Annotated in this window: 24 protein-coding genes; 12 read left to right on the top strand and 12 right to left on the bottom strand. The window is 73.5% G+C overall.

Going from position 1 to position 25,474, the window contains the following annotated elements; genetic code table 11:
• Positions 1 to 56 precede the first annotated feature (56 nt).
• Together ACX9I7_RS13520 and ACX9I7_RS13515 are read right to left on the bottom strand one after the other, a co-directional pair.
• Positions 57 to 950: a DUF2797 domain-containing protein gene (locus ACX9I7_RS13520; protein WP_459387467.1), complete on the bottom strand. Its 894-nt coding sequence runs from the start codon at positions 948 to 950 to the stop codon at positions 57 to 59.
• 39 nt (positions 951 to 989) lie between these two features.
• Positions 990 to 2,297 carry an MFS transporter gene (locus ACX9I7_RS13515; RefSeq protein ID WP_459387466.1) on the bottom strand — a complete coding sequence of 436 codons (1,308 nt, stop codon included), beginning with the start codon at positions 2,295 to 2,297 and terminating at the stop codon, positions 990 to 992.
• 17 nt (positions 2,298 to 2,314) lie between these two features.
• Between ACX9I7_RS13515 and ACX9I7_RS13510 the strand changes: the two genes are divergently transcribed.
• A complete protein-coding gene (locus tag ACX9I7_RS13510) occupies positions 2,315 to 3,535 on the top strand; it encodes an ROK family protein (RefSeq protein ID WP_387572848.1) in 1,221 nt (406 codons plus the stop codon).
• A 28-nt stretch (positions 3,536 to 3,563) separates the two neighbouring features.
• Here ACX9I7_RS13510 and ACX9I7_RS13505 read toward each other — a convergent pair whose 3' ends face one another.
• Together ACX9I7_RS13505 and ACX9I7_RS13500 are read right to left on the bottom strand one after the other, a co-directional pair.
• On the bottom strand, positions 3,564 to 4,163 hold the full coding sequence (locus tag ACX9I7_RS13505; protein WP_459387465.1) for an ATP-binding protein: 600 nt from the start codon (positions 4,161 to 4,163) through the stop codon (positions 3,564 to 3,566).
• Between the two features lie 197 nt (positions 4,164 to 4,360).
• On the bottom strand, positions 4,361 to 4,699 hold the full coding sequence (locus ACX9I7_RS13500) for a hypothetical protein (RefSeq protein WP_189450666.1): 339 nt from the start codon (positions 4,697 to 4,699) through the stop codon (positions 4,361 to 4,363).
• 138 nt (positions 4,700 to 4,837) lie between these two features.
• On the opposite strand from ACX9I7_RS13500, the gene cds1 reads away from it, so the two are divergent.
• A complete protein-coding gene (gene cds1, locus ACX9I7_RS13495; RefSeq protein WP_387572839.1) occupies positions 4,838 to 5,947 on the top strand; it encodes an L-cysteine desulfhydrase Cds1 in 1,110 nt (369 codons plus the stop codon).
• Between the two features lie 44 nt (positions 5,948 to 5,991).
• On the opposite strand, the gene ACX9I7_RS13490 is transcribed toward cds1, so the two are convergent.
• The 5 genes from ACX9I7_RS13490 to ACX9I7_RS13470 form a co-directional block, all read right to left on the bottom strand.
• Complete coding sequence (locus tag ACX9I7_RS13490) at positions 5,992 to 6,840, bottom strand: DeoR/GlpR family DNA-binding transcription regulator (protein ID WP_387572836.1); 849 nt, start codon at positions 6,838 to 6,840, stop codon at positions 5,992 to 5,994.
• A 139-nt stretch (positions 6,841 to 6,979) separates the two neighbouring features.
• On the bottom strand, positions 6,980 to 9,385 hold the full coding sequence (locus tag ACX9I7_RS13485; protein WP_387572834.1) for a right-handed parallel beta-helix repeat-containing protein: 2,406 nt from the start codon (positions 9,383 to 9,385) through the stop codon (positions 6,980 to 6,982).
• Positions 9,386 to 9,495: 110 nt separating this feature from the next.
• Complete coding sequence (locus ACX9I7_RS13480) at positions 9,496 to 10,155, bottom strand: Rv1733c family protein (protein ID WP_387572831.1); 660 nt, start codon at positions 10,153 to 10,155, stop codon at positions 9,496 to 9,498.
• Between the two features lie 189 nt (positions 10,156 to 10,344).
• Positions 10,345 to 11,181 (bottom strand): MOSC domain-containing protein, encoded by an 837-nt coding sequence (locus ACX9I7_RS13475; RefSeq protein ID WP_459387464.1) that lies wholly within the window; start codon positions 11,179 to 11,181, stop codon positions 10,345 to 10,347.
• 64 nt (positions 11,182 to 11,245) lie between these two features.
• Positions 11,246 to 11,779 carry a DUF6643 family protein gene (locus ACX9I7_RS13470; RefSeq protein ID WP_387572826.1) on the bottom strand — a complete coding sequence of 178 codons (534 nt, stop codon included), beginning with the start codon at positions 11,777 to 11,779 and terminating at the stop codon, positions 11,246 to 11,248.
• Positions 11,780 to 11,946: 167 nt separating this feature from the next.
• On the opposite strand from ACX9I7_RS13470, the gene ACX9I7_RS13465 reads away from it, so the two are divergent.
• Complete coding sequence (locus tag ACX9I7_RS13465; RefSeq protein WP_459387463.1) at positions 11,947 to 13,203, top strand: TerD family protein; 1,257 nt, start codon at positions 11,947 to 11,949, stop codon at positions 13,201 to 13,203.
• A gap of 18 nt (positions 13,204 to 13,221) precedes the next feature.
• Here the strand turns inward: ACX9I7_RS13465 and ACX9I7_RS13460 are convergent, their stop codons facing one another.
• The gene (locus ACX9I7_RS13460; protein ID WP_459387508.1) at positions 13,222 to 14,382 is read right to left on the bottom strand and encodes a glycosyltransferase; all 1,161 of its coding nucleotides are present in this window, start codon (positions 14,380 to 14,382) and stop codon (positions 13,222 to 13,224) included.
• Between the two features lie 67 nt (positions 14,383 to 14,449).
• On the opposite strand from ACX9I7_RS13460, the gene ACX9I7_RS13455 reads away from it, so the two are divergent.
• The 5 genes from ACX9I7_RS13455 (at position 14,450) to ACX9I7_RS13435 (ending at position 20,153) form a co-directional block, all read left to right on the top strand.
• On the top strand, positions 14,450 to 15,247 hold the full coding sequence (locus ACX9I7_RS13455) for a glutamate racemase (RefSeq protein WP_387572823.1): 798 nt from the start codon (positions 14,450 to 14,452) through the stop codon (positions 15,245 to 15,247).
• Between the two features lie 90 nt (positions 15,248 to 15,337).
• Entirely contained in the window at positions 15,338 to 15,925 is a 588-nt protein-coding gene (locus tag ACX9I7_RS13450; protein ID WP_126913063.1) for a hypothetical protein, read from the top strand.
• Positions 15,926 to 16,050: 125 nt separating this feature from the next.
• Positions 16,051 to 16,542, top strand: a complete 492-nt coding sequence (locus tag ACX9I7_RS13445) for an NUDIX hydrolase (protein WP_387572819.1) — start codon at positions 16,051 to 16,053, stop codon at positions 16,540 to 16,542.
• 534 nt (positions 16,543 to 17,076) lie between these two features.
• Positions 17,077 to 18,567, top strand: a complete 1,491-nt coding sequence (locus tag ACX9I7_RS13440) for an MFS transporter (protein ID WP_387572816.1) — start codon at positions 17,077 to 17,079, stop codon at positions 18,565 to 18,567.
• A gap of 182 nt (positions 18,568 to 18,749) precedes the next feature.
• Positions 18,750 to 20,153: an NADP-dependent succinic semialdehyde dehydrogenase gene (locus tag ACX9I7_RS13435; RefSeq protein ID WP_387572814.1), complete on the top strand. Its 1,404-nt coding sequence runs from the start codon at positions 18,750 to 18,752 to the stop codon at positions 20,151 to 20,153.
• Between the two features lie 16 nt (positions 20,154 to 20,169).
• Here the strand turns inward: ACX9I7_RS13435 and dhaK are convergent, their stop codons facing one another.
• A complete protein-coding gene (gene dhaK, locus ACX9I7_RS13430) occupies positions 20,170 to 21,162 on the bottom strand; it encodes a dihydroxyacetone kinase subunit DhaK (protein ID WP_387572811.1) in 993 nt (330 codons plus the stop codon).
• Between the two features lie 126 nt (positions 21,163 to 21,288).
• Here dhaK and ACX9I7_RS13425 point away from each other — a divergent pair, with 126 nt between their 5' ends.
• The 3 genes from ACX9I7_RS13425 (at position 21,289) to ACX9I7_RS13415 (ending at position 23,938) form a co-directional block, all read left to right on the top strand.
• Positions 21,289 to 22,089, top strand: a complete 801-nt coding sequence (locus ACX9I7_RS13425) for a GNAT family N-acetyltransferase (RefSeq protein ID WP_459387462.1) — start codon at positions 21,289 to 21,291, stop codon at positions 22,087 to 22,089.
• 49 nt (positions 22,090 to 22,138) lie between these two features.
• Positions 22,139 to 22,507, top strand: coding sequence for a hypothetical protein (locus ACX9I7_RS13420; RefSeq protein WP_387572806.1), 369 nt, complete (start codon positions 22,139 to 22,141; stop codon positions 22,505 to 22,507).
• Positions 22,508 to 22,609: 102 nt separating this feature from the next.
• A complete protein-coding gene (locus ACX9I7_RS13415) occupies positions 22,610 to 23,938 on the top strand; it encodes a DUF1266 domain-containing protein (RefSeq protein ID WP_387572803.1) in 1,329 nt (442 codons plus the stop codon).
• Positions 23,939 to 23,942: 4 nt separating this feature from the next.
• Here ACX9I7_RS13415 and ACX9I7_RS13410 read toward each other — a convergent pair whose 3' ends face one another.
• Positions 23,943 to 24,890 (bottom strand): glycoside hydrolase family 25 protein, encoded by a 948-nt coding sequence (locus ACX9I7_RS13410; protein WP_387572800.1) that lies wholly within the window; start codon positions 24,888 to 24,890, stop codon positions 23,943 to 23,945.
• Between the two features lie 220 nt (positions 24,891 to 25,110).
• Between ACX9I7_RS13410 and ACX9I7_RS13405 the strand changes: the two genes are divergently transcribed.
• Complete coding sequence (locus tag ACX9I7_RS13405) at positions 25,111 to 25,470, top strand: effector-associated constant component EACC1 (RefSeq protein ID WP_459387461.1); 360 nt, start codon at positions 25,111 to 25,113, stop codon at positions 25,468 to 25,470.
• The last annotated feature ends 4 nt before the right edge of the window (positions 25,471 to 25,474 follow it).

Raw genomic sequence — 25,474 nt, 5'->3', positions numbered from 1 at the left:
GCCGGTTCCGGCGGAGGCTGCCGCTTCGGAGGCGTCCTACGGCCCGGAGGCCGTCGTCAGAACAGGGCGTCCTGCGGGCCCGCCGTCCCCTGCCGGGCCGTCGCCGTCGTCGGGGCGGAGGGATCCGCGGCGGTGAGGGGCCAGCCCGCGAGCTTGCGGGCGTCCAGCAGCAGGGGGCGTCCGTCCGCCGCCTCCAGGTAGACGTCCGGGCCCGCTACCGCCGTCACCCGGCCCGCGACCGTGCGGTCGGGGGCGAGCTCGACGACGGCCTGGCCCGGGCGTATCCGGTCCAGGCGGTAGGCCGTGTCGTGGTGCGTCGGGGAGAAGGGGCGTCGCGTCAGCGATTCCGGCAGGGCGGCCAGGGCCAGGGCCTGGGCGTGTATCCGGGCCAGGTCCGTCGTGCGCCGCTCCTGCGGGGGGACGGGGTGGCGTGCCGCCCGCTTCGCCGCGTACGGGAAGCGGTCCGGGACCGCGAGCGCCGCGCCCAGCACCGCCTCCGCCCGGCGGGCCGCCATCAGCGGGCCCCGGGCGAGGAGCGCCGAGGACAGGGCGGCCTGTTCGAGGAGGCGGGTGCCCTTCCGTTCGGCGGCCGTGATGCCGACCTTGATCAGGCCGGGGGCGAACCAGGCGAGGTAGAGGTCGTACGGGCGGGGGTCGTCGGCGATCGTGTCCGCCGCGACCGAGTGCGAACGGTCCAGGCGGGCGCACTCCGGGCATTGGGCCGAGACCGCTGACGGCGGGATCGTCTCAGCGGTCGGGCACGGCGTGTGGCGCCCGGCCCTGCGTACTCCGACGCACCGCCGGGCGGCGCCCGTGGCGAAGGCCAGCGGCCGGTCCGGCGGCAGGGGGGAGAGGCGCTCCCCGTGCCGTGGGTGGCGCCAGACCAGCGCCGGGCCCGAGGCGCTCCACCGTGGGCCCGCGCAGAGCCAGCCCTCGTTCCGGTCGCTCATCGTGCCCACCCCCACGGTCGCCGTGTTTCCTCCATGGTGTCAGCCGGCACTGACAGCGGCGCCCGCCCGGCGGGTGGCGTACGCGACGAGCGCCGACCCCGCCGCCAGCGCGGCGACCGTGGTGAGCGCCAGGGGCAGCGAGAAGCGCTCGGCGAGGATGCCGATGGCGGGCGGTCCCAGCAGCATGCCGCCGTAGCCGAAGGTGGAGGTGGCGGCCACACCGCCCGGACCGGCCAGCTCACCGGCCCTGCCGACCGCGACCGGGAAGATGTTGGCCAGCCCCAGCCCGGTGATCGCGAACCCGGCGAGGGCCGCCCACACCGACGGGGCCAGCGAGCCCAGCAGCATGCCCAGCGCGGCCGTCGTACCCCCGGCCACCAGAAGTCTCGTCTGCCCCAGCCGTTCCAGGAGGGCGGTGCCGCTCAGCCGGCCGAGCGTCATGGCGAGCGCGAAGACGGAGTAGCCGAGGGCGGCGAGCCCGGCCGGGGCGGCGAGGTCCTGCCGCAGATGGAGCGCGCCCCAGTCCGCGAGCGCGCCTTCGCCGTAGGCGGTGCACAGGGCGATCAGGCCGAAGACGGTCACGAGGCGCCGTTCGCGCGGTTTCCCGCGTCCCTCGGAGTCGGTCCGTGTGACGACAGACGCGGGCGGTCGGTGGCCGGCCGCGTGGTTCCCCTCATCCCTTTCGGGGCGAGCCGCGTTCCGGCACGATTCCTCGGGCCCCTTGCGGGGCGGCGGCGTATGGGCCAGGAGGACGCGGCCCGCCGCCGCGCCGGCGATCAGGCCGGTCGCGGTGAGGAGCAGCAGGTGCGCGGTGACGGACAACCGGCCGGCGAGCAGGGCGCCGAGCCCCGCGCCGAGCATGCCCCCGACGCTGAACGCGGCGTGGAAGCTCGGCATCACGGGTCTGCGCAGCGCCGCGACGAGGTCGACGGCCGCGCTGTTCATCGCGACGTTGAGGCCGCCGTAGGCGGCGCCGAAGACGAGCAGCACCAGACCGAGGGCGAGCGGCGAGCGTGTCAGCGGGGGCAGCGCGATGCCGAGGGACATCAGGAGGGCGGCGACGACGGTCACCGGATGGCTGCCGCAGCGCCGGCACAGCCGTCCGGTCAGCGTCATCGTGGCGACCGCTCCGGCCGACACGCCGAGCAGAGCGAGCCCCAGAGCACCGTCGGAGGCGCCCGTCTGCTGCTTGATCGCGGGAATGCGGACCACCCAGCCGGCGAAAAGGAAGCCGTCGAGGGCGAAGAAAAGGGTCAGGGCGGAACGAAGGGGACGGAGGGCGTCGGCGCCGGAGGTTACTCGTGGTTCTCCGAGGATGGCCGTCCGTATTTTGTTTAGCGTCGGCACAAAGTCAGAATAGAGGCGTGACGCAGACTCGGACAACACGTTTGGAGCGGGGACGGGGCGCCCTCGGCCCCGCCCTTGAGCTCGTACACACCGGCCGCGCCCCCACGCGCGCCGTGCTCACCACCGAGCTCGGGGTGACCCGGGCGACCGCCGGTGCCGTGGCGGCGGAGCTGGAGGCGCTCGGCCTGATCCAGGTCGACCCGCGCCCGGTGGCCGCCGGTTCCCAGGGCAGGCCCTCCCACCGGCTGTCCATCGCACCGCGCGGGCCCGTCGTGCTCGCCGCGCAGATCCACGCCGACGGGTATCGCGCCGCGCTGGTCGGCCTGGGCGGCCGGATGGTCGCCACGGCCCCCGGCTGCATGGACGTGCCCGCCGACCCCGCGCACATCATCGACGCCGTCGTCGAGGCCGGGGCCGCGCTGCTCCGGGAGTCCGGACGGCGCTGTCTGGGCGCCGGGCTCGCCGTGCCGTCGGCCGTCGCCGAGCCCGAGGGCACGGCGCTCAATCCGCTGCACCTGTCCTGGCCCGTCGGCGCCCCCGTGCGCGAGCTGTTCGGCGAGGCCCTCGCCAAGTCCGGGGTCCTGGGCCCGGACTCCTCACCCGTCCCGGGCGTCACGGGCAACGACGTCAACCTCGCGGCCCTCGCCGAGCACCGCCACGGCGCGGGCCGGGGCGCCCGCCATCTGCTGTGCGTGGCCACCGGCCACCGGGGCGTGGGCGGCGCGCTCGTCCTCGACGGGCGGCTGCACAGCGGCAGTTCCGGGCTGGCCCTGGAGGTGGGACACCTCACCGTCAACCCCGCGGGCCTGCCCTGTCACTGCGGCAGCCGCGGCTGCCTCGACGTCGAGACCGACCCGCTGGCCTTCCTCACCGCCGCCGGGCGCGCTCCGGGCCCCGCCGTCTCGCTGCTCCAGCAGGCCCGTGACCTGCTGCGTTCGGAATACGACGACCCGTCCGTCCGGGCCGCCGCCGAGCTGATCGTCGACCGGCTGGGCCTGGGCCTGGCCGGGCTGGTGAACATCCTCAACCCCGACCGCATCCTCCTCGGCGGCCTCCACCGCGAGCTGCTGGAGGCCGACCCCGAGCGGCTGCGCGCGGTCGTCGCCGACCGCAGCCTGTGGGGCCGCAGCGGTGGCGTCCCCATCCTCCCCTGCACCCTGGACTTCAACAGCCTCATCGGCGCGGCCGAAGCGGCCTGGCAGCCCGTCCTCGACGACCCGCTGGCCCTGCTCGGCTGACGGATCGTCCGGTCCGCCGTCCTCCGCTTCAGCCCGGGACGGCGGACCGGACGGGGGCGTGGAGGCGCGGCACCGCGCGGCGCGGTCCGGCCGCCGTCCCCGTGAACGCGGGGTCCTCCAGCTCGTCCAGGTCCTCCAGGGCGGGCCCACCGCGGAGGACCTGCACGGGCCGGGCGAAGGGGGTGACGGTGCCCGCGCTCCGCGCGGAGCGCGGTGGCGCCGCCGGGGCGGCGGCCGGCACGGCCAGGGTGAACCAGACGACCTTCCCGCCGTCCTGCCGCTGCTGCACCCCCCAACTGGAGCTGAGCGCCGCGACGAGCGCCAGCCCCCTGCCATGGGTGCTGCCGGTGTCGGCATCGCCGATCGCGGGCAGCCGCGGATCGTGGTCCCGCACCGAGACGGTCAGCCGGGACGGCACGAGGTCGATCTCCACCGTGCAGCGTTTGTCCGGTTCGGCATGCTGGTGAACATTGGTCAGCAGCTCGGTGACGCCGAGCGCGGCAAGGTCGATGAGGGCGTCGAGATGCCAGTACCGCAACTGCGCAGATACGATTCTGCGCACTTGCCCGATGCGCTGCGGGAGGGCCTGGAGCTCAACGGTGCAGTGCTTGTTCAGTCGGCTGATCACGGCTGCGACTCCCGGAAGAAGTAGGGCTAGCCTGATTCCGATGGACGGTGCGACACACGCCCGACACGGTCCCGCGGCGCCTTCGGCCGGCCCGCCCGGCGGCCCGGACCGCTTCGGTGACCACCGATGGACCCTCGGTGATGCCAATATGAGTCAAGGGTCGACTCTCGCGGCCGTGTTCGCAACTCCTGCACCCGTCAGTGCTTCACCGTGCTTCCGTGCGCCGACCGCACCACCTCAAGGAAGCGGTTGACCTCCGCCTCGCCCGTGGTAGAGCCCACCTCCCCGGCGCCCTCGGGGCCGCCCAGGGTGAGGACGTAGCGATTGCCGTTGACGGTGGCGCGGGCCCGGTCCCGGGCGGCGAACCAGGGCTTGCCGGCCCGCACCGAGTCCACCGGCGCGCTGTCGATCTCCCGGCCGTAGCTGGTCAGCAGCCGTAGCCGGCCGTCCTGGATCCTCACCTGGCCGGCCCGGGTCAGATTGCGGTGCGCCCGTTCTATCCGCACTCCTGTCGCGCTGAACTCCGGTTCCGTCACGGTGCACCGCCTCTCGGCCGAAATCGCTGTCCCGTGCGCAGTCTGCCCGTGAGCAGGCCCGCGCACCAGTGCCCCTTTATGATCGAAACGCCCGAGTGATCCGCCTGAGCCCCATCCGCCAGCCATGAGGAGCGGCGTGTGACCGGCACCGTGCGCACCATCGACATCGACCGCGGCGACGCGGCCTACCGCTCCTGGCTGAAGGAGGCGGTCCGCAAGGTCCAGGCGGACGCCAACCGTTCCGCCGACACCCATCTGCTGCGCTTCCCGCTGCCCGCCGAGTGGGGCGTCGACCTCTACCTCAAGGACGAGAGCACCCACCCCACCGGCAGCCTCAAGCACCGCCTCGCCCGCTCGCTCTTCCTCTACGGTCTCTGCAACGGCTGGATCCGCCCCGAGGTCTCGGTGATCGAGGCGTCCAGCGGTTCCACCGCCATCTCCGAGGCCTATTTCGCCCAGCTGATCGGCGTCCCCTTCATCGCCGTCATGCCGCGCACGACGAGCCGGGAGAAGTGCCGGCTGATCGAGTTCCAGGGCGGCCGGTGCCATTTCGTGGACGACCCCCGGACGATGTACGCGGAGGCGGCGGCCCTCGCGGAGCGGTCCGGCGGACACTACATCGACCAGTTCACCTACGCCGAACGGGCCACGGACTGGCGGGGCAACAACAACATCGCCGAGGCGATCTACAGCCAGTTGCGGCGGGAACGCCACCCCGAGCCCGCCTGGATCGTCGCCACCGCGGGCACCGGCGGCACTTCGGCCACCATCGCCCGCTACACGCGCTACATGCAGTACGACACCCGGGTGTGCGTCGCCGACCCGGAGAACTCCTGCTTCTTCGAGGGCTGGCGGGACAACGACCCCGACGCGACCAGCGACCGCGGCTCCCGCATCGAGGGCATCGGCCGGCCCCGCATGGAACCCAGCTTCCTCGCCGCCGCGATCGACCGGATGATGAAGGTCCCGGACGCCGCCACCGTCGCGGCCGTGCGCGCCCTGGAGACGGCTCTCGGCCGCAAGGCCGGCGGCTCCACGGGCACCGGCCTGTGGAGCGCGCTGAAGATCGTCGCGGAGATGGTCGCCGAGGGGCGCGCGGGCAGCGTCGTCACCCTCATCTGCGACCCCGGCGACCGCTACCTCGACAAGTACTACTCCGACGCCTGGCTCGCCGCGGAGGGCCTGGACATCCAGCCCTACGCCATGGCCATCGACGCCTTCCTGTCGACCGGCCGCTGGCCCGACTGACCACGGGCCCGACTGATCACAGGCGCGGCCGGCCACGGTTCGGCTCAGGCCCGCGCGCCCTTGCCGCCCCCGGCCTCGGCCACCACCAGCTCCGGCAGCCGCTCGGCGATCTCCGCGCGGGCGCGCGGCGGCAGGCCCCCGTCGGTCACCAGCACATGGACGTCGTCCAGCGTGGCGAACGAACTGAGCCCCACCGTGCCCCACTTGGTGTGGTCGGCCAGCACCACGACGCGCCGGGCGGAGCGGACGAAGTGGCGGTTGGTCTCGGCCTCCGCGAGGTTGGGCGTCGACAGCCCCGCCTCCACGGATATCCCGTGCACCCCGATGAACAGCACGTCGAAGTGGAGCGACCGGATCGCCGCGTCCGCGACCGGCCCCACCAGCGTGTCCGACGGCGTGCGCACCCCGCCCGTCAGGACGACCGTGGCCGCGCCCGGCCGGGCCTGCGGCCCGTTCGCCGACATCGAGTGCTGGGCGGTGTGGAACACATCGGCCACCCGTACCGAGTTGGTGACCACCGTCAGATCGGGGACGTCCACCAGCCGCTGGGCCAGGGCGAAGGCCGTCGTCCCGCCCGCCACCGCGATGGCCGCGCCGCGCGCGGCCATGCGGGCCGCCGCCCGCGCGATGTCCTCCTTGGCGCCGAGCTCCAGCACCGACTTCGCCTCGAAGCCGGGCTCGTGCGTGGTCGCCTCCGCGACCGGCACCGCGCCGCCGTGGACCTTCTCCACGACGCCCTGCCGGGCCAGCGCGTCCAGGTCCCGGCGGACCGTCATGTCCGAGACGTTCAGGCGCCGCGTCAGCTCGTTGACCCGCACCCCGCCGCGCCGCCTGACCTCGTCGAGGATCAGGGCGCGCCGCTGCTCCGCCAGGAGATTCTGCTGGTCGCTCACGCGGTCCCTCCTTGCCGGCCGACCGCCGCCCATGATGCGCACACATCCTTTCACGCGCGAACGACAACGAACGGTTTCGCTCAGGCCGCTTCCGGGCTCCCCCTTTCTCCCGCCCCTTTTCCCACAACCCGGTTCGCCCTCATTCGGGCAGATCCCCCGCGTACAGCAGGGTGAGGTCGTCCGTGCTGGGCGCGGCCAGCTGCGCCACCCGGCCCGCGTGCCGCTCGACCATCGCCTCGAAGGTGCGGCGGGCGGTGCGGCCGTTGCCGAAGGCCGGCCCCTTGGGGATGTCGGTGAAGTACCGCAGCAGCGCCTCGGCGGCCTCGTCGCTGATCCGGTACTCGTGCTCGTCGGCCTGCTGCCGCACGATGCGCAACAGCTCCTCCGGCGCGTAGTCGCCGAAGGTGATGGTGCGTGAGAACCGGGACGCCACACCCGGGTTGACGGTCAGGAAGCGCTGCATCTCGGCGGTGTACCCGGCGACGATGACCACGACCTCGTCGCGGTGGTCCTCCATCAGCTTCACCAGCGTGTCGATCGCCTCCCGGCCGAAGTCCCGCCCGGAGTCCTCGGGGCACAGCGCGTACGCCTCGTCGATGAACAGCACCCCGCCGCGCGCCCGGTCGAAGGCCTCCTGGGTGCGCAGCGCGGTGGAGCCGATGTGCTCGCCCACCAGATCCACCCGGGCCACCTCCACCAGATGGCCGCGCTCCAGCACCCCGAGGGAGGCGAGGATCTCCCCGTAGAGGCGGGCCACGGTGGTCTTCCCGGTGCCCGGCGAGCCGGTGAAGACCAGATGCCGGCGGGGGGAGGCCGCCTTCAGCCCGGCCAGCCGGCGCCGCCGCCCGACCTCGAGCATGTCCGTCAGGGCCCGCACCTCGCGCTTGACGCTCTCCAGGCCGACCAGCGCGTCCAGTTCGGCCAGCGCCGCCGCAGCCGTGCGCGAGGCCCCGGCGGGCGGCGGGTCGGCGACGGCGGGGGCGCGCTGGGCCGGCACCCCCGGCGCCCCCCGGTCGGGCGGCCGCGCCGCCCGCTCCACGGCGGGCACCGCGGCCCGGTGCCGCACGGTGTCCTCGTCGCTGGTGCAGCCCCGGCTGACCGGGCCGTCCTCGGCGAACTCGTAGCCGCCGCGCGCGCACCGCTCGGTGCGGCACGCCGTCAGCGTCGACCGGCAGCCGTCGATGACGTGGAAGCCGTAGCCAGCGCTGCCCGTCACCCGGCAGCCGTCGAAGGTGCCGCGTCCCTCGGCGGAGACGTAGAACCCGGCCTCCCTCGGGGAGGTGACCGTGCAGCGCTCGACGAGCGGGTCCGCGCCCTTGGTGACGATGACGCCGGTCGACGTCGCGTCGACGGCGCAGCCGCTCAGGGTGCCCCCGCTGCCGTGGCCCCGGAACCAGACGCCCGTGGTCGCCTCCCGGATCCGGCAGTCGGCCAGCCGCGCGGTCGCCCCGCCGCTCACGGAGACCGCCGTGCCGCGCACCCGCGCCAGATCGCTGTCGGTGACGTCCGCGCTGGACTCCCGGTCCAGGACGAACAGCGCGTCCGGCACGTCGTGCACCCGGCAGGAGACCAGCTCGGCGCCCGCGCCGTCGCTCACCCACACCGCCGGGTAGTCGCCCGTGCTGTCGTGGATCTCGCACTGCCCGGCCTCCACGCGCGTGCCCGGATCCCACACGGACAGGCCGTTGCGGCCGAAGCGGCGCACCGCCGAGCGCGTCATCGTCAGCACCGAGCGGGAGCGCAGGTCGATCGCGTTCTCCGGGACGTCGTGGATGTCGCAGTCGGTCAGCGACAGCACGGCGTCGGTGTCCAGGGTCACGCCGTCGGCGGACGTGCGGTGCACCCGGCAGTCCGTCAGCAGCCCGGTGGCCCGGGAGGTCAGCTGGACGCCCGTCCCCTGGATCTCGTACACCTCGCAGCCGACGGCCTCCAGGGTGCTGCCCTCGCCCGTCAGCGACAGGCCCGCCCCCCGGGTGTGGTGCACCCGGCAGCGCTCCAGGCGCGGCGCGGCGCCGCCGCGCACCGTGACGCCCGACTGGCCCGCCGCCACCACCTCGCAGTCCTCGAAGAGCCCGGTCGCGCCGTCCAGCACGCTGATGCCGACGCCGCCCGGATTGTCGACGGAGCAGCGGCGCACCGTGGGCCGGGCCCCGTCGCGCACCTCGATGCCGGCCGCCGAGCGCGTCACCACCCGCAGGTCCGCGAGTTCCGGCGCGCCGTCCTCGACGAGCAGCGCCGGCGCGGACGCGTCGTGCCCCTCGATCAGCAGATCGCGCAGCGTCGCCGAGGCGCGCACGGTCACCGCGACGCCCTCGGTCGGGGCGATCCGCACCGTGCCCCGCCCGCCCTCGCCGCCCCGCAGCGTGACGGGCCGGGAGACGATCAGATTCTCCCGGTATGTTCCGGGCGCGACGGACAGCACGTCGCCGTCGGCCGCCGCCTCCAGGGCGGAGGCCAGGGAGTCGTACTCGCCCGTACGCCGCCGCCAGCGCGACGTGCCCGTGTGCGTCACCTGGACCGATCCCGTGCTCGAACCCTGTGCCATGGTGCTGCTGTGCCCCCACGTAAGCGTGTGTGTGCATCCGGGACGGAGGAGTACCGGCCGCACCACCGTAGCGCGCGCGGAGCACGGGAGTTGGCTGTCCGGGACCCTCGTCAGCTTCCCGCGTCGGCCCGTCCCCAGGTGTGCCCGGCGCGCTCCCATGCCTGGTCCCACTCGGCGTACCGGCGGCGCGCGAGCCGCCAGACCACCAGCCTGCGCGCCCCCTCGACCAGGCCGGCGGCGGCGCCCGCCGCCCCCAGGCCCGCGAGCACCGCGTGGACGGCGGCGGCCGCGCCGTCCATGGGACGGCTCACGGCGGCGCCCCGGTCGTCGGTCCACAGCGGGAACGGCTCGCCGGGCCGCGCGTACTGACGGACGGCCACCAGGCCCGTGCGCTCCAGGCCGTCCGGACCCCGCCAGCGGGCGAGGACCCGCCGGTAGCCGTCGCGCCCGGCACCACCGTCGCGCCCCGCACCGGCCTCCCGCCCGGCACCGGCCTCGTGGCCGTCGCCGTCGGTGCTCCCGGAGGCCGGGGCCAGGGCGGTGGCGGTCACCAGATGGCGGTGGAGGTGCTGGTCCCGGACGGTCTCCCGGAGCGCCTCGTGGGCCAGGGAGCCCGCCGTCCAGCCCAGGGCCGGACCCACGAGCAGCGTCAGCACCACGGCGGCCACCCCCGCCCAGGCCTCGACGACATCGCTCCGGCGCCGCAGCGGACTGCGCCGCCGGCGCCACAGGGACAGCCAGAAGGAAAGCGTCGCGCGTATGGTGTTCACCCCCTTACGCGTCCGTAAATACCTCACACCGGGCACCGCATGCGGAGGAAGGCGACGGAGGGCGGAAAATCACCCCTCGCGGCTGCCGTGCGCGGCGGCACGTTGACGGAAGACGGGACGACGAAGGACGAGCCGGACGAGCGGGACAGGACGGACGGGGCAGGGCGGACGGGGCGCGGCGAGAAGGGCTCAGGCGAGGATCTCGACCGGATCGCCGACCCGGACGGTCCCCGTGTGCTCGGGTATCAGGTTCCTGCCGAACACGGCCTTGCCGTCGATCCGGTGGTGCCGGGCCAGGGTGCGCAGGGGTTCCTTGCCGCGCTCGGCCGTGCGCTGGTCGGTGGTGGTCACGACACAGCGGGCACAGGGTTTTACCGCGCGGAAGGTCACCTCGCCGACGCGCACCCGCCGCCACGCGTCCTCCGCCCAGGGAGCCGTGCCGTCGACGACCATGTTGGGCCGGAAGCGGTCCATGGGAAGCGGCCCCTCGGTGGCGCGGTCGCCCCGGGCGATCAGGGAGTTGAGCTCCCGCAGCGACGCGGTCGTGGTGACCAGCAGCGGATAGCCGTCGGCGAAGCTGACCGTCTCGCCGGGCCGCGCGTAGTCGGGGTCGACCGGGCGGCGGCGGGCCGGGTCGTCCATGTGGAGGAGCCGGGCGCCGGTGCCCAGGAACGCCGTCAGCCAGGCCGCGGCGGCCCCGCCCGCGGGCACCGCCTCCACCTTGTCCCGGAAGATCTCCGCGACGACCGTGCCGCCCGGCCCGTCGGCCGGAGCGGGCACGGCCACCTCCAGGGGCTCGGCGCCGGGGGCGGTCAGCCGCACCCCGCCGCCCGGCAGCGGCTCGGCCGCGGCCAACGCGAGCCGCGGCTCCTGTCGTTGGGTGATCATCCGGTGCTCCGGATCCACCACCATCCATCTGCGGTCCCCGGCGAGCCCCCAAGGCTCCACGGCCGCCTCGCCGGGAGCACACCCCGCCATCGACTTCACCGGGTAGAAATGGACCGAGGACAGCACGGAACTGGGCATGCGCTCATTTTGCCAGCCGGATATGACAGTTGGCCGCCCCCCGGTACCCGCGCCGGGCCGCGGGTCAGTAGCCCCGCTGCTCCGGGTACGGGCGGCCGCCGCCGTACGGGTCCTCGTACTGCGCCTGCGCCGGGCGGGGAGCCACCGGGCGCATCGCGTCGAAACCGGCCGGGCTCGCGGACGCGGCACCCGGACGCTGCTGCGTCTGCAGCGGCGCCGGACCCGCGTAGCCGGCGCGCGGCGTGGCGGCCTGCTGCGGGATGTACGGGGCGGGCGTCTGCTGGAGGCCGGGGCCCGGGGCCTGCATCGGCTGGCCCATGCCGGCGGGCTGGCCGCCGTACTGCGGGGCCGGCGCGGCGTAACCCGCCGGGGGCGCCTGGTGGGAGGAGGGGCCGGAGGGCAGGGCCGGCAGCGCGGGCAGGTTGCTCTGGGCCGGGGCGGGGGCGGGGCCGCCACCGAAGTCGTACGGGGAGGACACCCGGATCGGCGCGATCTGCGGGGTGCCCCGCTCGGCGACGAGGCTGTCGTAGATGGGGGTGTCCGGGAAGGACGACGAGGCGTAGTAGCCACCGCCGTAGGTGCTGCGGGGGGAGGTCATAGCCCATAAGTTAAGCCCATGCTGTGCCGGTTGGGGAGACGGGTACGGGGGTTGTTTGCGGGGCCCGGAACAGGGCCGCTTTACCAATCCCATCGAACCTGGGGAAATCGGTCGTCAAGGTACGTTGGGATCGTGTAAAGAGCCGGGTCATTTCGGAGGGGTTGAGGATGGAAATGCTCAAAGGCGCCAATGTCCGGATACCTTCGCAGGTGGTACGGATCGAGCTGCGCTGGCGTACGGGGCCGGGGGTGCCCGACGCCGACGCGTCGGCGCTGCTCCTCTCGGCGGGCCGGGTCCGCTCGGACGCGGACCTCGTCTTCTACAACCAGCCGGTCCATCCCTCGGGCGCCGTGCGCCACGGCGGCAAGCGCGCGGCGGACGGGACGGTGACCGACACCCTCACCGTCGATCTCGCCGCCCTGGAACCCGCCGTCGAGTCGGTCGTGCTCGCCGCCTCCGCCGACGGCGGCCCCTTCGGACGGGTGCCGGGCCTCGGCATCCGCGTCCTGGACGCGGCGGCCGGTACGGAGCTGGCGCGCTTCGAGAGCCGGGACGCGACCGTCGAGACCGCCTTCGTGCTGGGCGAGCTCTACCGGCGGCAGGGCGAGTGGAAGTTCCGCGCGGTGGGGCAGGGCTACAGCAGCGGCCTGGAGGGCCTGGCGACCGACTACGGCATCACCGTCGACCGGCCGGCGGCCCCGATCCCTCCGGCCCCGACTCCGGCGCCCGCCCCTTCCACCGGTCCCGCGCCCGCCCCTGTGCCGATGCCCGCACCGGTGCCCGACCGGACCGTGCGGCTGACCAAGGTCACGCTCACCAAGGACGCCCCGAGGGTCTCCCTCGCCAAGCAGGGCGGCACGTCCGGCGTGCTGCGGGTCAACCTCAACTGGTCGATACGGCAACAGACCAGGAGCTGGGGACAGCGGCTGGGCCTGGCGCTCCAGCCCGGGATCGACCTCGACCTGGGCGCCCTCTTCGAGCTCACCGACGGCACCAAGGGCGTGGTGCAGGCCCTCGGCAACTCCTTCGGCTCGCTCCACCGGCCCCCGTACATCCACCTTGACGGCGACGACCGGACCGGGGCGGTGGAATCCGGGGAGAACCTCACCGTCAACCTCGACCACACGGCCGCCTTCCGGCGCGTCCTCGTCTTCGTCACGATCTACGAGGGCGCCACCAGCTTCGCCGGCCTCCACGCCACCGTCACCCTCCAGCCGCAGCACGGGGCGCCGATCGACTTCTCGCTCGACGAGTGCGTCGTCGCCTCCAACGTCTGCGCCCTCGCCCTGATCACCAACAGCGGCGGCGAGCTCGTCGTCCAGCGTGAGGCCCGCTACCTCGTGCCCGACCGGGGCGTCAGTCCCCAGCGCACCCTGGACCGCGCCTACGACTGGGGCCTGAACTGGACCCCGGGCCGCAAATGACTCGACGGCGCCGCCCGGTCAGGGCGCGGCCTCCGGGCGGGCGTACGTCCGCCCCTTCCAGGCCGCGCCCCGGCCCCGGTGGTGCCGCACCGCCGAGTCCACGGTCATCAGCAGGTACAGCAGCCCCGTGACCGGCAGCAGCGGGGCGAGCCACAGCGGCTGCCGGTAGTGGCGCAGCATCGGCGCGTACGTCCCCGCCATCACCGCCCACGCCAGCGCCCCGCACACCAGCGGTACGACGGCACCGGTCAGCGCGCCCGCCACGACGGCCACCGGCGGCGCGAGGTACACCACCGCCAGCCCGGCGACCGTGGCCGCCAGCAGCGCCGGGCTGTGGAGCAGCTGGGCGTAGGCGCTGCGCGAGACCATCCGCCACAGCGGCCCCAGGCCCGGATACGGCCGCACGCTCTCGACCCGGTCCGCCAGCCCCAGCCAGATCCGGCCGCCCGAGCGCCGCACCGCCCGCGCCAGCGCCACGTCGTCGATCACCGCCTGCCGGATGCTCTCCGGCACCCCGGCCCGCAGTGCGGCCTCGCGGCGCAGCAGCACACAGCCGCCGGCCGCCGCGGCCGTCCGCCCGCCGGGCCGGTTGACCCACCGGAAGGGGTACAGCTGGGCGAAGAAGTACACGAAGGCCGGGACGACCATCCGCTCCCAGAACGTGGCGACCCGCAGCCGGGCCATCTGCGACACCAGGTCCAGCTCCCCGGTCCGGGCCGCCGCCACCAGCTCCCGCAGGCTGTCCGGGGCGTGGGCGATGTCCGCGTCCGTGAGCAGCAGGTACTCGGCGCCGGTACGGTCCAGGGCGAGCGCCATGCCGTGCCGCACGGCCCACAGCTTCCCCGTCCAGCCGGGGGCGGGCTCCCCGGGCGAGGACACGGTCAGCGGCGGCCCGCCGGGCTCCCCGGCCAGGGCCCGGGCCAGCTCGCCCGTGCCGTCGGTGCTCCCGTCGTCGACGAGGAAGATCTCCAGCGGCCCCGGATAGTCCTGCGCGAGCAGCGACGGCAGGCTCGTGGGCAGCACCTCCGCCTCGTCGCGGGCGGGGACGACCACGGCGACCGCGGGCCAGTCCTCGGGCGGGGTCCGGGGCGGCAGCCCGACGTCCGTACGCCAGAAGAACCCCTGCCCCAGCAGCAGCCAGCCCCATGCGGCCAGGGAGGCCGCAGTGATCCACGTCAGCGCGCTCACCGTCGCAGTCTGCCGCAGCCCGGGCCGTCACGACGGGCACATCGATTAAAGTGACCGGGTGAAGATCGCGCTCATCGACTCCGGAAACGGCCTGCTGGCAGCGGCCGCCGCCGTGCGCCGGCTGCGCCCCGACGCCGATCTGGTCCTCTCCTCCGACCCGGCCAGCATGCCGTGGGGCCCCCGCACCCCCGAGGACCTCACCCAGCACGCCCTGGCCTGCGCCCGCGCGGCCGCCGCGCACCGGCCCGACGCGCTGATCGTGGCCTGCAACACGGCCTCGGTCCACGCGCTGGAGGCCATACGCGCCGAGCTGGAGCCCGGCCTCCCCGTCATCGGGACCGTCCCGGCGATCAAGCCGGCGGCGGCCGACGGCGGACCCGTCGCCATCTGGGCCACCCCCGCCACCACCGGCAGCCCCTACCAGCGCGGGCTGATCCGCGACTTCGCCGCCGGGGTCGAGGTCACCGAGGTGCCCTGCCCCGGCCTCGCCGACGCCGTGGAGCACGCCGACGCGGACGCCATCGCCGCCGCGGTGCGCGCCGCCGCCGCCCGCACACCGGCCGATGTGCGCGGCCTGGTCCTGGGCTGCACCCACTACGAGCTGGTCGCCGAGCGCATCCGCGCCGCCGTCGCCGAGATCCAGGGGCCCGGCGCCCGGCCGGTGGAGCTGTACGGCTCCGCCACGGCCGTCGCCACCCAGGCGCTGCGCCGCGCCGGTACCGAGCCCGACCCCGGCGCCGCGCCCACGGGCCGGGTGACCGTGCTGCTCACCGGTCGCGAGGGGGAGCTGGGGGCGGCTTCGCTCGGCTACGCCGAGGGCCGTTCGCTCGGTGCCGTGAGCGCCGCGCGCTCCTGACCCGTCCGTTACGTCCCGCTTCACGCCCCGTTCCTGGTGCGTCCGCGCGCACCCCTGCCGCGGTGGCGGAACGTGAGTAGGCTGCCCGGTATGAGGGACCACTCCGAGGACCCGCGGGAGCAGGGGAGCGCGTCGCGCCCCGGTGACGACGAGCGGCCGGAGGCGCCCGCTGTCTGGACGGGACGCGCGACCAACCGCGTCCAGTGGCTGCTGGCCGCCGTGGGCGCCGCGTGCGTGGCGCTCGGCGTCGAGCTCGCCGTCGACAGCGCGTGGACGTCCGGGCTCGCCCCCCTGGTGATGGCCGTCGTCGGCTGCGTGGCGGCGGGCCTGCTGATGCTGTACGGCACCATCGCCTTCGTGCACGTGGCCGTGCGGGTCGACAAGGACACCCTGGAGATCCGCTGCGGTCACATCGGCGTACCGCGCACCCGCATTCCGCTGACCCATGTGGTCGGCGCGGACTTCGACCCGCGCGTCACCCCGCGCCAGTGGGGCGGCTGGGGCTACCGCTGGCGCCCGGAGAAGGGCACGGGCGTGGTCGTCCGGCGCGGCGAGGGCTTCGTCGTCCGGCTCGGGGACGGCCGTATGTACACGGTCACCGTGGACGACGCCGAGGCCGCCGTGCGCGTGATCCGCGACCGGCTCCGGATGCTCGGCGGCCGCTCCGCGCACGCCTGACGGGGCGCGCGTACGCTTTCGAGCGCCCTGGCGTGTGCGCCTCCGGTGCGCGCCTCCGGGACGCTCGCGGTGTGCGCCCCGGGACCGGGCGGTGCGGCCGGGCGGCCGTTGGCTAGGCTCGGCGCATGCCCACCCCCGATTTCATCCGAGAGCTCCGGTCCCTCATCGGCGACCGGCTGTTGTGGATGCCCGGAACGAGCGCGGTCGTCCTCGACGACGAGGGCCGTGTGCTGCTCGGGCTGCGCTCCGACACCGGGAAGTGGTCGATCATCGGGGGGATCCCCGAGCCGGGGGAGCAGCCGGCCGCCGCGATCGTGCGCGAGGTGTTCGAGGAGACCTCGGTCCACTGCGTGCCGGAGCGGGTGCTGCTGGTCGAGGCCCTGGAGCGGGTCGTCTACCCCAATGGCGACGAATGCCAGTTCATGGACATTTGTTTCCTGGCCCGCGCGGTGGGCGGGGAAGCGCGCGTCAACGACGACGAGTCGCTGGAGGTCGGCTGGTTCGCGGTGGACGCGCTGCCGCCGATGGAGTCGTTCGCGGTCGCACGGATCAAGCTGGCCGCGAAGGGCGCGCCGACGTGGTTCGCGGGATGCGGCGAGGAGTTGGGCGAGGGCTGACAGCCCGTCAAGCCATCTGTTGACGTCCCGTCAGGCACGCCCCGCCGATGCGCGCCCGGTCGTGACGGACGTATTCCCCGGGTTTTCCGGCCGGTGTGATCGTAGGTCAGTTCGCCAGCACCCTCGTTCCAGCGCTCGAAGAAAAAACCGGTAGCAATTCTCTGCGGATCCTTTGGCTCCGGAGCCGTCCTGGCTCGTACGCGCGCACTGTTGGGAAAGAGGTTGCTTTGCTAAAGTGTCCTCTGCTCATTCTTCCGAGAGCAGTCGGGGGTCAGTGAGGATGCAACTCAAAAGCATATGATCGACCACCCTCTCACCGTCAGCGAGTGCGACCGTTCCTGTGAACGGAAAAGCGGGCCAATGATCTGGACGCCGGGGTGCGCTGACCCTTGATCAGGCTTCTGATCAGGAAGAAGTCCCAAACGCAGCCTCGGTCGCCGTCCCTGCCGCTTGACGCACGGTCAAACCCCCGGAGCTTGGCGCACCTGTGGTTCAGGGTGTCTCGGCCTGCCCGGGCTGGATTCAGGAACGCGCATGAGAAACATTCAGGCGACGCGCGAGTTTCCACTCGCATTGCGATTGCTATTGCTCAATCAGTTTGGGATCGACATTGGCTTCTACCTCCTGATGCCGTTTCTCGCGGCATATCTGGAGCAGGGCCTGGGAATGTCGGCCGCGCTCATCGGGCTGGTGCTCGGGGCGCGGAATCTCAGCCAGCAGGGCCTGTTCATCCTCGGTGGCTCCGCCACCGACCGGCTGGGGCCACGCGTGGTGATCATCACCGGCTGTGCCCTGCGCACCGTGGGCTTCGCCCTCTTCGCCTTCGGCAACTCGCTGCCGCTGCTGCTCGGCGCCTCCGTGCTCACCGGGCTGGCGGCCGCGCTGTTCTACCCGGCCGTACGCACCTACGTCGCCTTCGAGTCGGGCGAACGCAAGGCCGAGTCGTTCGCGCTCCTCAACGTCTACGCCACCATCGGCTCACTGATGGGGCTGCTGCTGGGGAGCGTGCTGTTCCTGACCGACTTCCGGCTGTGCGCCGTGGTGGCGGCGGCGATCTTCGGGGCGCTGACGGTCGCCCAGGCGCTGGTCCTGCCCACAAAGGGGGAGCCGCCGCGCGGCCCCTCCGCCACCGTCCTCGGCGACTGGCGCGAGGCATTCTGCAACCGCCGGTTCCTGCTGTTCTCCTTCTCCACCATCGGCATGTTCACGATGGAGAACCAGCTCTACCTCCTCCTGCCCGAAGGAGCCCTCAGCGCCTCGGGCTGGAAGGGCTCGGCCGGGGTGCTGCTGGCCGCCGGGGCCCTCGCCAACATGCTGTTCCAGCTGCGGATCACCAGAGCGCTCCAGCGCAACGGGGGCGGCACCCGGTGGGTCAGCTCCGGCCTGGTCGTGATGGGCCTCAGTTTCCTGCCGCCGCTGCTCGTCTGCGGTGGCGAGAGCCCGGCCGGCACGAGTGAGGCGGTGGCGCGGATGACCGTCATGGTGGTCGGCTCGGTCATGCTCTTCTTCGGCATCATGGTCGCCCACCCGACCGTGCTGGAGATGGTGCCGATGTTCGGGCGGGAGAGCCTGACCGGTACGTACTTCGGGCTCTTCTACGTCTTCTCCGGCCTCGCGGCCACCGCGGGCAACGCCGTGGTCGGCCGGGCCATGGACTTCGGGGGGCGCACCGGCCTGTGGTGGGTGCCCTGGCTGGTCTGCCTCGCCTTCGGGCTCTCCTCGGCGGCCTCGGTGGCCCTGCTCCAGCGCGGCGGCATGCTGCCGGGCCTGCCGGTGCCGTCCGGCGCGCCGGTGGTGGAGGGGCCGGTCGTGGGCAAGACCGTCGTCAAACGTGCGGCGGCGCCCGTGGTCCCCGTGGCTCCCGCGGTCCCGCCCGGGTCCCAGGCCGCCGGTACCCCGGCGTCCGGCCGGGAGGCCACGGGCCCGGCGAACGACGCCGTCGACGCCCTCCGGCAGCACGACCCGGCCCGGCTGCCGGGCCCGTCCAGAGCCACGGACGAGGCCACCGACCAGCCGCCGAGATAGCGGGGAGGGGAGGACGACGGCGGTGTGGCGGAACGTTCCGCCACACCGCCGTCACGTGTGTCGCCCGTGGTCACCCGTATCTCCCGCGGTCACCCGTATCACCCGCCTCCGAACGGGGCGCGGGGCCCCGCCTGACGCGTGTACGCCTTGCGCGGCCGGGCGGAGCGCCGCAGAGTCGAGGCATGCCCATCGCAACGGTGAACCCCGCGACCGGCGAGACCCTTAAGACCTTCGCCGAGCTGGGCCCCGAGGACGTCGAACGCCGCCTGGCCACCGCCGACGCCGCCTTCCGCGCCTACCGCACGACCGGTTTCGCCGAACGGTCCCGGCTGCTGCGGCACGCGGCCGAGCTCCTGGACGACGACCGCGACGACATCGCCCGCACCATGACGACCGAGATGGGCAAGCCGCTGGCCGCCGCCCGCGCGGAGGCCGCGAAGTGCGCGAAGGCGATGCGCTGGTACGCCGGGAACGCCGAGGCCCTGCTGGCCGACGAGACGCCGCCCGAGGCCGAGGCGCGCGACGCCGGGGCGTCCGTCGCCCGCGTCCACTACCGTCCGCTGGGCGTGATCCTCGCCGTCATGCCCTGGAACTTCCCGCTCTGGCAGGTCGTCCGGTTCGCCGCCCCCGCCCTGATGGCGGGCAACGTCGGGCTGCTCAAGCACGCCTCGAACGTGCCGCAGACCGCCCTCTACCTGGAGGACCTCTTCCTGCGCGCCGGATTCCCCGAGGGGTGCTTCCAGACCCTGCTGATCGGCTCGGGCGCCGTCGAGGCGGTGCTGCGCGATCCGAGGGTCGCCGCCGCGACCCTCACCGGCAGCGAACCGGCCGGCCGCGCGGTGGCCGCCGTCGCCGGGGACGAGGTCAAGAAGACCGTCCTGGAGCTCGGCGGCAGCGACCCGTACGTCGTCCTGCCGTCCGCCGACCTCGCCCGCGCCGTGCGCACGGCCGTGACCGCCCGCGTCCAGAACAACGGCCAGTCCTGCATCGCCGCCAAGCGCTTCATCGTCCACACCGACGTCTACGACGCCTTCGCCGAGCGCTTCACCGCCCTGATGGAGGGCCTGACCGTCGGCGACCCCATGGACGGGTCGACCGACGTCGGCCCCCTCGCCACCGAGCGGGGCCGCGCCGACCTCGAGGAGCTCGTCGACGACGCGCTGCGGCGCGGCGCCACGGCCCTGTGCGGCGGGCGCAGGCCCGCAGGCCAGGAACACGGCTGGTACTACGAACCGACCGTCCTCGCCGGTGTCACCCCCGAGATGCGCATCCACCGCGAGGAGGCCTTCGGCCCGGTGGCCACGCTGTACCGCGTGGACGGCGTCGACGAGGCGATCACCGTGGCCAACGACTCGCCCTTCGGGCTGAGTTCCAACGTCTGGACGCGCGACGAGGAGGAACAGCGGCGGTTCGTCCGGGACATGGAGGCGGGCGGCGTCTTCTTCAACGGCATGACGGCCTCCCACCCCGCCCTGCCCTTCGGCGGCGTGAAGCGCTCGGGCTACGGGCGGGAGCTGTCGGGGCACGGCATCCGCGAGTTCTGCAACGTCACGACTGTCTGGTACGGGGCCGAACCCGGCGCGTGACGGGGACGGGCGCCGCTCACATGCCCCAGCGCAGCGCGGGCGTCCGTACGGGTGCGTCGTAGAGCCGCAGCAGCTCGTCGTCGACCTGGCAGAGCGTCACCGACGCGCCGGCCATGTCCAGCGACGTCACGTAGTCGCCGACGAGCGTCCGCGCCACCGGCACCCCGCGCTCGCGCAGCACCCGGTGCACCTCGGCGGCGAAGCCGTAGAGCTCCAGCAGCGGGGTACCGCCCGCGCCGTTCACCAGGACCAGCACCGGGCCGGCCGGCCGGAGGTCCTCCAGCACGGCGTCCACCGCGAAGTCCGCGATCTCACCGGACGTCATCATCGCCCGCCGCTCCCGCCCGGGCTCGCCGTGGATGCCCACGCCCAGCTCCAGCTCCCCCTCGGGCAGATCGAAGGTCGGCCCGCCCTTGGCCGGGGTGGCACAGGCGGTGAGGGCGACCCCGAAGCTCCGTGACGACTCGTTCACCCGGCGCGCGATCGCCTCCACCCGCTCCAGCGGGGCGCCCTGCTCCGCCGCCGCGCCCGCGATCTTCTCCACGAACAGCGTGGCGCCGGTGCCGCGCCGCCCGGCGGTGTACAGGCTGTCCGTCACGGCGACATCGTCGTTCACCAGCACGCTGGCCACCTGGACGCCCTCGTCCTCGGCGAGCTCGGCGGCCATGGTGAAGTTGAGGACGTCGCCCGTGTAGTTCTTCACGATGAACAGCACGCCCTCGCCGCTGTCCACGGCCGCGGCGGCGCGCACCATCTGGTCGGGCACGGGCGAGGTGAAGACCTCCCCGGGGCACGCGGCGTCCAGCATTCCCACCCCCACGAACCCCGCGTGCAACGGCTCGTGCCCGGACCCCCCACCGGACACCAGCCCCACCTTCCCGGCCACGGGCGCGTCCCGCCGCACGACGACCCGACGCTCGACGTCGACCGTCAGCTCGGGATGCGCGGCGGCCATCCCGCGCAGCGCGTCGGCGACCACGGTTTCGGGCACGTTGATCAGCATTTTCATGCGGGGCTCCTCGGTTGAGGGGTGGATTCGGTGAGAGGGAGGTGGGGAGTGGCTGAGAGTGAGTGCTGGAGTCGCGTACTACCTATGTGATGTGTTGCTGAACCCTCAATAATTCCTGGAGGTACGGTGAATGATCTCGCGGAGTCCATCGAGTCGGTGGAGCAGCTCGCCGTGGTCTGGCGGGCCATGGTGCTCGACCGCGACGCGGGTGCGGATGTGCGCGACCTTCCGGGCATCGCCGTTCGCTGGGCGGACTGCCGGTTCCCCTTCTGGAACTGCCTCACTCTGACGGACGTGGGTGCGGGCGCCGAGCTCGTCGGGCGTCGGCTGCGCCGGGCGGCGGACATCATGCGCGCGAAGAAGCACCCGGGCTTCCTCTGGGTCTTCGAGGACCTCCTCGACGAGGAGGCCCGTTCGGCGCTGGGAACGGCGGCGGAGGAGGCGGGACTCCAGTACGCCTTTCCGGGCACGGGCATGGCCGGAGATCTGCTTCCCCTCCCCGAGCCGGTCCACCCGGACCTGACGTTCGTGCGGGTGTCGACCGACGAACAGGTGCGAGCCTACGCGGACCTCAACTCACGTGCCTACGACTTCGCCTTGGACGAGGGCCGGGATGGACTCGTCGGGTCCGCCCTCTGGAAGAAGGAGGTGTTCGCCTACCTGGCCATGCGGGGGGACGTTCCCGTGGCGTGCGCCGGCGCGGTCGAAGCGGAAGGCCGGCTCTTCGTCGTGCTCGTCGCCACGGACCCGCGGTGGCAGCGCAGGGGCTACGGCGAGGCGGTCACGCGCAAGGCGCTGTACGAGGGGGCCCGGGCCACGGGGCTGACCCGCGCCACTCTGCACGCGACCGCCGCCGGGGCCCCGGTGTATCCGCGCATCGGGTTCAGGCCGAACTCGCCGATCCACTTCTATGCCCTGAAGGGCTGACCGGATCCGTGATCGCCGGGCACACGATCATGGTCATAAAGTCTTGATCATGCACGCCAGCCTCACAGAACACGCTCGATGCCTCTACGACGACGAATACCAGGACGCGCCCGGGTGCGGCGGTGACCACCACGAGCAGTACTTCGTGGAGGAGCTCACCTTCGCCGACGCCGACTCGATCGTCGCCATGCTCCGTGACCTCTCTCCCCGCGTCGTCGAAGGGCGCCTCCCCGTCTGGGTCCGCAACCTCGCCTACCGGCTGGCGATCCTTCAGCGTCCCGACGATCCCGTGCTGATGCGCGAGGCGGCCGACAGCCTCTATCTGCACGGGCCCGTCTGGGACGACGTGGCCGCCGACTTCCGGCGCCGGGCCGACGCCCTGGACCCGGCGGGCGCGGTCGTCGGCTCCTCCCGGTAGCCGTGGGGGCCCCTCCCGGGCCGGGCGGGGACCGTCGGTAACGTACCCGCGTGATCTTGCGGTCGTCATCGCGGCGACGGCCATGGAACGGGAGGAAACCGCATGCGGACGGCGTCCGGGGACGAGCGTCAGGACCATGACGCCCAAGGGGACCGTGAAGCCCGAGGGGACCTCGAAGCGGGCCATGAAGAGGACCACGAAGAGGTCTTCCCCTTCGTCCCCGCCCCCGAGGACGGCACCCGCTGGACCGCGCCCACCGACGTCGAACAGCAGCTGTACCGGCTGACCCGGACCGGCAACGCCTACGCGTACCTGCGCACCCTCGCCATCGAGGGCGTCTACTACCCCGTGCGGCTCGACGAGGCGCGGGCGGCCGGTGAGGACGAGTTCCCCATGCTGACCGTCCCGCTCGGCGACGGGCGCGTCGCGGCGCAGGTCTACACGGCCGGCCTGCTGCCGCGCACCCACCCCCACCTGGTCTACGAGTACGCGACGCTCGGCGCGCTCGCGGGGATCCTCCCCGGTGACGTGGACATCCTGGCGGTCAACGCCGCCACGCCCTGCGAGGAGTACTTCTCCACCGACGACGACGAAAGGGAGACCTGGCTCGACCTCCACCACGAGCTGTTCGAACCGGACGGCCTGGGCGAGCGCGTGGTGACCCGCCGTACGGGCGCCCCGCCGCCCGGCCCGCTGCTGCACGGCCTGGCCTGCGGCGCCCATCTGTGCTTCCAGAACGGCGACGCGTGGAACACCCCGCACTGGCACGGCTCGGGCTACCGGGGCGAGGTCGGCCGGATCGCCGCGGGCTGGGGCGTCCACGGGCGCGAGGACTGGCGCTCGACACAGGAGCGGCTGCTCGGCCTCGAAGTGAGCCCCTGGCACTGGGACTTCGTCCTCGGCGCCCGCGTCGCGCTCGCCCCCGGAGGCAGGGGCGGCCACGTCGATCCGCAGCGGTGGCGCGCCCTGGTCGAGGCGGAGCTGCGGGCCCGCGCCCGGGAGAACGGAGTCCCCGCCGACGACCCGGAGTTCGCCGAAATGATCGCGGACCTCCGCACGCTGGTGGGCGAGGTCCTGCGGTACGAGGCGCGGTTCCGCGCCGACGGGCTGCTGCCCCCCGACGGGTTCGTGCGCACGATCGCCGCCTGGGACATCGGCCGCGGCTCCAACATGGCCCGCTGGGGCCGCGGCGCCCGGTACGCCACGGAGGCCGAGACGCTCGCGGCCCTCGAGCGCGCCTCCAAGGCGGCGCGGGACGCGTACGGCTCGTGGGAGGAGTTCTCCGCGGGCTATGTGCTGGGCCGGTGCCTCCACTTCGACGAGGAGCGGTTCGGCTCCTGGTACACGGAGGTCCTCGACGCCCATCGCGCCCTCACCGTCGACCCGGAGAGCCCGTGGCGTACCGTCCCCTTCACGGACGAGCCCGGCTAGGCGACTACGCGACCTGCCGCCCCACGAGATAGCCCGTCAGCGGAGCCGTCGAGCGGATCCGGACCTTGTCCACGAGCCGGTCGGTCGGCAGGTGGAGGACGAGCTTGTCCCCGGTGAGGGTGACCGGGACGGGCCCGGCCGGGCGGCCCCACGCGCCGCCCTCGACGTGGAAGGCGGTGGTGACCTGCGCGTCCCTGCCCTGCGCGGAGAGGACCAGCCAGATGGGGCCGTTGCGGGCTCCGCCCGCCGGCGCGGCGAGGGTGCCGGCGGGTTCGACCGGCAGGTCGAAGTCCGCGTTCGCCGGGACGTCGAAGTAGGAGTACATGTCTTCCTCCGTATAACGGGCGGGAGGGGTGGGGGGAGTGCGCTGGAACGACAGGCTCCAGTCGCGGAGTTCCGCCGTGGAGCCCAGGGGGCAGTAGTCGCGATCGACGCCGCCGGCCTCGCTGTACTGGTGGAAGAGCCACGGGTCCTGGATGCCGGGCCGGCCGGCCGTCCGGCCGGACGTGGCGATCCACAGGAAGTCGCCGCAATTGGAGGTCCGGTCGACGTTCAGCCAGTAGTCGAGGTTGCAGTACATGCCGACCGGGTAGTCCGGCATCTCCGCCTTCACGTAGGCCAGCCAGGCGTCGCGGTAGACGAGCTGGCGGGATTTCGGGACGCCCGCGTTGGCGTCGTCGTAGCCCTCCCAGTCCAGGACGATGATGTCGCCGGGGCGCCAGGCGACCTGGCGGAGGAAGTAGTCGGCCTCCGCCCGGGGGTCGTTGGCCATGTGGGGGTAGTGGTAGGCGCCCCAGACGAGACCGTTCGCCTTGGCGTGGTCGCGCTGGGAGACCCATTTGGGGTTGAGGTAGCCGAGCCCTTCGGTGATCTTGACGAAGGCGAAGGAGAGGCCGCTGGTGTCGGGGGTCGAGGACTGGTACGAGGCCCAGTCCTGGCCGTAGATGCCCATTCGGAGCCCCTTTGCGGTGAGCCGAGTGCGCATGGCGTCGGGGGTGGGGGATCGCGCCCGGGCCGGCCGGGGGCGGGCCGGCCGGTGGTGGCCGGGACAGCGTCGTACAACGGTTCGCTTCCGGCAAGCGCTCCGGCGGACGAAATGCCGCTCCCGGCGGGCGAAATGCCGCTCCCCGGCCTCTCCTCGAACGCCGTGCTCCGTGTCACCATGTCCAGTTATGACGCGGGGAGAGGGCGAATTACGGCACAGCGTGCGGGTCTCCGCGCCCGGGCACGTCGCGGAAGGGGACGTCGGCTCCCTGGAGGCGTGGCTCAGGGGCGAACCCGAACTGAAGGACCTGGCGCAGGTCAAGCGGGGCGCCCGGCCCGCCGAGACCGGCGCCCTGATGGGCCCTCAGCTGGACATCGTGATCGAGTGGATCGGGGCCGCGACCACGACCGAGATCGTGCGCCTGGTGACGGCGTCGATCAAGGAGTGGGTGCGCAGCCGGCGGGCCCTCGGCGACGACAGCCCGCCCGGATTCCGCGCGGAACCGGACGACCAGCGGAACGACCGGCCGGACGACGAGCGGGACTAGCGCG

The organism is Streptomyces sp. L500 (genome assembly GCF_054551825.1).
The sequence above is the reverse complement of the archived record's forward strand: the minus strand, read 5'-3'. Positions and strand labels throughout refer to the sequence as shown.